Annotated in this window: 5 protein-coding genes; 1 reads left to right on the forward strand and 4 read right to left on the reverse strand. The window is 49.7% G+C overall.

Annotation, left to right across the window (positions count from 1 at the left end):
• Positions 1-2 precede the first annotated feature (2 nt).
• Together fnr and ogt are read right to left on the reverse strand one after the other, a co-directional pair.
• Complete coding sequence (gene fnr, locus FDX01_RS07595) at positions 3-755, reverse strand: fumarate/nitrate reduction transcriptional regulator Fnr (RefSeq protein WP_135911931.1); 753 nt, start codon at positions 753-755, stop codon at positions 3-5.
• A 194-nt stretch (positions 756-949) separates the two neighbouring features.
• Positions 950-1465: a methylated-DNA--[protein]-cysteine S-methyltransferase gene (ogt, locus tag FDX01_RS07600; protein ID WP_135911932.1), complete on the reverse strand. Its 516-nt coding sequence runs from the start codon at positions 1463-1465 to the stop codon at positions 950-952.
• 224 nt (positions 1466-1689) lie between these two features.
• Here ogt and smrA point away from each other — a divergent pair, with 224 nt between their 5' ends.
• Positions 1690-2253, forward strand: a complete 564-nt coding sequence (gene smrA / locus FDX01_RS07605) for a DNA endonuclease SmrA (RefSeq protein ID WP_096756911.1) — start codon at positions 1690-1692, stop codon at positions 2251-2253.
• An 11-nt stretch (positions 2254-2264) separates the two neighbouring features.
• On the opposite strand, the gene FDX01_RS07610 is transcribed toward smrA, so the two are convergent.
• Both FDX01_RS07610 and FDX01_RS07615 read right to left on the reverse strand, forming a co-directional pair.
• Positions 2265-3497: a sensor domain-containing diguanylate cyclase gene (locus tag FDX01_RS07610; protein ID WP_115258352.1), complete on the reverse strand. Its 1233-nt coding sequence runs from the start codon at positions 3495-3497 to the stop codon at positions 2265-2267.
• 24 nt (positions 3498-3521) lie between these two features.
• Complete coding sequence (locus FDX01_RS07615) at positions 3522-5678, reverse strand: EAL domain-containing protein (protein WP_137399553.1); 2157 nt, start codon at positions 5676-5678, stop codon at positions 3522-3524.
• Positions 5679-6000: the final 322 nt, after the last annotated feature.

Below are 6000 nucleotides of genomic sequence, written 5' to 3' on the forward strand. Positions count from 1 at the left end.
GATTACGCTACGTTGCGTGAATGGCCAGCAAGAACAGCCAGCGCGTCGCTATTCTCGATAGTGATATATTTGCCTTTCACCGCCAGCATGCCGCTTTTCTGGAATCGACCCAGCAGACGACTGATGGTTTCTACCGTGAGGCCGAGATAGTTACCAATATCTCCGCGAGTCATGGTCAGGCGGAATTCGCGAGGCGAGAATCCACGTTGGGCAAAACGACGGGACAAGTTGTAGATGAAGGCCGCTAAACGTTCTTCTGCGTTCTTCTTCGACAGCAACAGGATCATGTCCTGATCGCCTTTGATCTCACCGCTCATCAGACGCATCATCTGCTGACGCAGATTCGGCATCTTACCGGACAGATCGTCCAGGGTCTCGAATGGGATTTCACAGACCATTGAGGTTTCCAGCGCCTGTGCAAAGCTCGGATGATGACCGCTACCGATGGCGTCAAAACCGACTAAATCGCCGGCCAGATGGAAACCGGTAATTTGCTCATCGCCTTGTTCGGTAATGGTATAGCTTTTAATCGTTCCGGAGCGGATAGCATAGAGTGATTTAAGTTCATCGCCTGCTTTAAAGAGCGTCTGCCCCTTTTGGATAGGCTTTTTGCGCTCAATGATATTATCGAGCTGGTCAAGCTCGTGCTCGTTAAGTGTGAACGGGATGCAAAGCTGGCTGATGCTGCAATCCTGGCAATGGATAGCACAACCGCCAGACTGAATGCGCCGTATAATTCGCTTTTCCGGGATCATAGGTCTGCTCAAGCCGTAATTGATATTTGTCAATTTTAACATCTTTTTGGTGAGCACGTAAGCCTGACCTACCCCTAAGAGAGAATAATTCAGGCATAAGCGAGTTGAATGTTTGTATCTGTTTGATTAACCGCACTTTATCTGCGGTTGCTTTATGTAGAAGTGTGATGAATAAGGCATTAATTGCCTGGATTCTAGAGTAGCAAATAGCCTTCATGGCGCAATAACCACTCTTTTCGCTGCACGCCACCTGCATATCCGGTCATGGTACCGTTGCGTCCAATCACGCGATGGCAGGGAACAACGATGCTGACTGGGTTAGAACCGTTTGCCGCACCCACGGCCCTGGCGGCACCGGGACGCCCCAGTTGTTCGGCCAGTTGCCCATAGTGCATCACCTGACCACAGGGGATCGCGCGTAGTGCTTGCCAGACCTCCCGCTGAAACGGGGTACCTGCGGTGGCCGTTTCCAGTGTGTCAATAATACCCAGATTCCCCGCGAAATATTCAGACAACTTATCGCTTAACCCCCCGGGGTTTTTTGCGGCAATGCGTTGGTAGCCTTCAGCGCGATAATGAATATCCAGCAGCTGTTCCATACGATCGCTGTGCTGATCCCATTCGACGGCGCGCAGGCGAAATTGTTCATCGCAAATCACCCACAGTGGACCTAGCGGTGTTGCAATGGTGTCTTCAAGTAAATTAAGCATCCGTTTCTCTCAATACCGGCGGGACAATACCCGTTTCATCTGGCGGCCTTACACCTTATCACGCCAAGGATATTCACAGCTATACCCCCTAAGATCCACGACTTAAACCACCGAGTAGAATCGCCTGATTATTGGAAATAGCTGTAAACCGTTGTCGGTATAGTTGTCGGTATAATAGTGCGCAGTTATGATAATGACCGTCGCAAAATGCTGGAGGATGAAACATGAACCCTGATGACGCATCATTGTTTCTGGACGCTATGGGGGATGTTGAACCTCTGAAAGGCTGTACTGATATCCACTGGCAGCCTTCGCGCAATCCTCGTGCGCCAGCGCGTATTGATACGCTGCAGTTGGATAATTTTCTCTCGACGGGTTTTCTGGAGATCGTACCGTTGAACGAACCGCTGGCATTTCATCGCGAGGGGTTACAGCAGGGCGTTACCGATAAGCTGCGGAGCGGAAAGTATCCCCAGCAGGCGAGTCTCAATCTTTTGCGTCAGCCGGTCGAAACATGTCGTCAGATGTTATTCAGTTTTATCCATCAGGCCCTACAGGAGGGGCTGCGCAACGTCCTCATTATTCATGGCAAGGGACGAGACGATAATTCCCATGCCAATATCGTGCGCAGCTACGTGGCGCGTTGGTTGACGGAGTTTGACGACGTGCAGGCGTACTGCAGTGCACTGCCGCACCATGGTGGTAGCGGGGCATGTTATGTTGCACTTCGCAAAACGGCGCAGGCCAAACAGGAAAACTGGGAGCGCCATGCAAAACGCAGTCGTTAACGGCTGCGATCTCAGGCTGCCAGCACCCGGTTTCTGCCTTCGTTCTTGGCTTTGTATAACGCGTCGTCCACGCGTTTGAACAATTCATCAATGCTTTCATTCGCTTCGTGTCGTGCCACGCCGATGCTGACGGTAAAGCGGGGGAGGCCCGGCAGGCTGACACGGGCAACCGTCGCACGTAGGGTTTCTGCCAGATTAAGTGCAACATCGAGAGATGTACGTGGCAGGAGCAGTAAAAATTCTTCACCTCCCCAACGAAAGACCAGATCGTCTTTACGCGCGCAGGCTTCCAGCGTGCGGGCCAGCGCGCAAAGCACCTCATCGCCCTTCAAATGACCGAAGAGATCGTTAATGCTTTTAAAACGATCGGTGTCGATCAGTAACAAGCTATAGTCCTGCGTCAGCGGCATAGCGTGCGTTTGTTCAGCTTCAGTGATGTGATAAAAATGCCTGCGATTGAATAATCCGGTTAAGGCGTCACGCAGTGCAGCCCGTTCCAGTTCCTGCTCAAGGCGTTTTTGCTCGGTAATATCGTGAATAATGCACAGCATCAGTTTATTACCGTAAATCTCGATGGGACCAGCGTAGGTTTGCACGTGACGAGTGCTGCCGTCGGCCAGTTTGTGGACAAAATGTAAGGGCTTATGGCCGCCAGGCAGATGCGCAATTTTATGCATCACCGGTAAGACGTGACGCCCCAGCATGTTAATTTCCCAGGTATGTTTCTGGCACATCACGTCATGGCTGTAACCATAAAAATTCAGCGCACTGAGGTTGGCGTCGACAATCAGCCCATCGCGAGACGGATCGATGAGCAGCATCGGCGCTGAGTTTGTCAGGAAAAAACGCGCGTAAAATCCCTGTTTTTTACGTTGGTAATTGGCGGAACGACTGGCTTTAAGCCCTTGTGCCGCCGGGGTTTCAATACCTTCAAAAAGAATGACGTCACCGCAATTAGCCAGAACTCTGATCGACAGACGGCAGGCCTGGGCAATTTCCTCTCCGTCCCGGCAAACTGTGAGGATTTCCACAATGTCATGCTGATTTTTCAGGTCGCTGAGATACTGGGTTAAGTCGGCCTGAGCATGGGTCGAAAACACCCCCTTCCTGAGGCGTGAGAAATCCGCAGCTTGCATGATCTCCCGAGCTACGGTATTGGCGAATACCAGGTCCTCGGTATAGGGCGAAACGAGCCAGACCGGAATGGTTAATAAATCCAGTGAATGCAGTTCGTTTGTGCTCATCGATAATCCCGTTATCTTCATTGGCTATGTTGCCGACCGACTGGCAACTAATATTTCTTTTTCAGTCTCACACGATATTGATTCCTGGTGAGACAATGCCTGTGCGGCCAGTATCGGTTTTACGCTGCTTTCTGTGTGCATCAATTCATGGATCTGATGTGCGGGCAGGGGCTTAGCAAACAGAAAACCTTGTAAAACTCTGCATCCCATTTGGGTGAGGAGTATTTCCTGCTCATGTGTCTCTATACCCTCAGCCACTACGCACATATTCATCGAGTGGGCTATGTCAATAATAGTAGACACGATTTTTGTATTTTTGCTGTTCTCACTAATATCTTTGACAAATATTCTGTCAATTTTTAATTCCCGCGCCGGGAGTGACTTTAACATCAGGATATTTGAATAACCGGTGCCAAAATCATCAATAGAAATGGTGATGCCGAGTGCAGAAAATGCATTTAAAACGTCGACGCTATGCTTTAAATTTTTAAGGGCTGTACTTTCAGTCAGTTCCAGCGTTAATTGTGTCGGTGATAGCTGATATTGCGCGAGAGCATTGCAGACAATATCGACGATATCATGCTGTTCAAACTGGGCGGATGAAAGATTAACGGCGAGCGTCCACTGGCTATGACCTTGCGACGCCCATTGGTGTAACTGAAAACAGGCCTGATGAATAACCCAGTCACCGACTGGAATGATCAGACCTGTCTCCTCAAGCGCGGGAAGAAATTCAGCAGGCAGCAGCATGCCGCGCTCGGGGTGGTGCCAGCGAAGGAGTGCTTCAAATCCGGTCAGCGTATGATCGCCTGCGGTATATTTAGGCTGATACCATAGCTCGAATTGATTACGCTCAATCGCCTGCGACAGTTCCTGTAAAAACGTCGGTGGCGTATCTGCGATTGCCTCCATTTCCGGCGTGTATATTGCCCAACCGTTTCTGCCAGCCTGTTTAACATGGTACATCGCCATGTCAGCCTTCACTTTTAACTCATGCAACGTTGCGCCATGTTCAGGATAAATACTGCTTCCTGCGCTTAACGACACCCGAAGAGAATGTCCACATAGCGTAAACGGCTCTTTGATAACATTGGCAATACGGGCCAGCAGGTTGGAGATAGCCTCTCTGCCGCTATTCGGAACCAGCAGCATGAATTCATCCCCACCCAACCTTGCGAGGGTCATAGTGTCATCAAGACAGGTATAGATGCGTTGAGTACTGGCGATCAGCAGTTGATCGCCCATGTGATGACCCCAGGTGTCGTTAACCACTTTGAACCGATCGAGATCAATAAAGACCAGCGCAAAAGGGTGTTGATGCAGCCTGGAATATTGCAGGCAGGCCTGTAGGCAGGCATCGATCTGGGTGCGGTTGGCAAGCCCAGTCAGCGGGTCAAAGTGGACCTGATGTTCGAGCTGACAGTTTAATTGATGCAAATTATCTGCCAGCCGTGATGTCCGTAGTTGGGCGTCCACCATCGAAATCACCAGCATTATCCCCAGGATCACCATCGTTATGGCGCTGACCCAAATGGAGAGTTCCAGCGTGGAGATCCCCTCGTGCGCGGTGTGCGTGACGTGAGTGAAAGTTGCAGCACTCATCCCGGTGTAATGCATAGACGCAATAGCCAGCGCCATAATGAGCGCGGCAATAAGGCGGTTGATCAACGCGCGCCGGGTATTTTGGCGTAAATGAAACGCCAGCCATAAACCCACGCCCGACGCCACGACGGCAATGACCACAGAGAGCAGAATAAGCCTGCGATCCCAGATAATTGCCACATGTTCAATAATGGCCGCCATGCCAACGTAGTGCATTGCCACTACGCCAATGCTTAATAGACTCGTGGCGACAACCAGGCGTTTTGTTGAAAGCGTCTGACCCGATATGGCGATATTGATGGCAAACGTTGCACTTACAAGAGCAATGAGAAAAGAGCACGCGGTGAGTACGAAATGATAATTTATCGACATGCTCATTTTCATGGCCAGCATACCAATAAAATGCATTGACCAGATCCCCAGACCCAGCGTCGCACCACCGGATAACCGCCAGAAGGTCGATTCTCGTCGACTGGAGATTGCCACTTTTCCCGCACTGTCGAGAGCAATAAAAGAGGCAATAAAAGCGACTACAAAGGAAATCCCAATCAGTACAGGGTCCCACGACACGTGCAACATCGTACTACCTATAGATAAAAAGTCGTGATGATAAATCTAGCAGGTTTTGTCAAGTTAACCTGATAAAACCAGGAATAGTCTTAATATTTCATCATGAGTATTAGCTTGAACCTCTCAAAATAGGAAATATTCTATTTTCGCTTATGCAAACATTCACCATATTTATGTTTTTGCGCATTTTGTGTTCGTGGCGTGCTCCTTATCACAATAATCTGAACGTTGGTGCGGTGACCCGCTTTGGCAGAGAAAAATGCGGCATTAATGAAAATTTAAACTGTAATAATACGCCGGTAATGACTCCAACTTATTGATAGTGTTTTAT

This window comes from Citrobacter sp. wls613 (assembly GCF_005281195.1).
Lineage (GTDB): Bacteria > Pseudomonadota > Gammaproteobacteria > Enterobacterales > Enterobacteriaceae > Citrobacter > Citrobacter gillenii.

Bases quoted from the DNA above. Each gene is read 5' to 3' on its own strand.
- fnr (WP_135911931.1), bottom strand. From the start codon at position 755: ATGATCCCGGAAAAGCGAATTATACGGCGCATTCAGTCTGGCGGTTGT.
- ogt (WP_135911932.1), bottom strand. From the start codon at position 1,465: ATGCTTAATTTACTTGAAGACACCATTGCAACACCGCTAGGTCCACTG.
- smrA (WP_096756911.1), top strand. From the start codon at position 1,690: ATGAACCCTGATGACGCATCATTGTTTCTGGACGCTATGGGGGATGTT.
- FDX01_RS07610 (WP_115258352.1), bottom strand. From the start codon at position 3,497: ATGAGCACAAACGAACTGCATTCACTGGATTTATTAACCATTCCGGTC.
- FDX01_RS07615 (WP_137399553.1), bottom strand. From the start codon at position 5,678: ATGTTGCACGTGTCGTGGGACCCTGTACTGATTGGGATTTCCTTTGTA.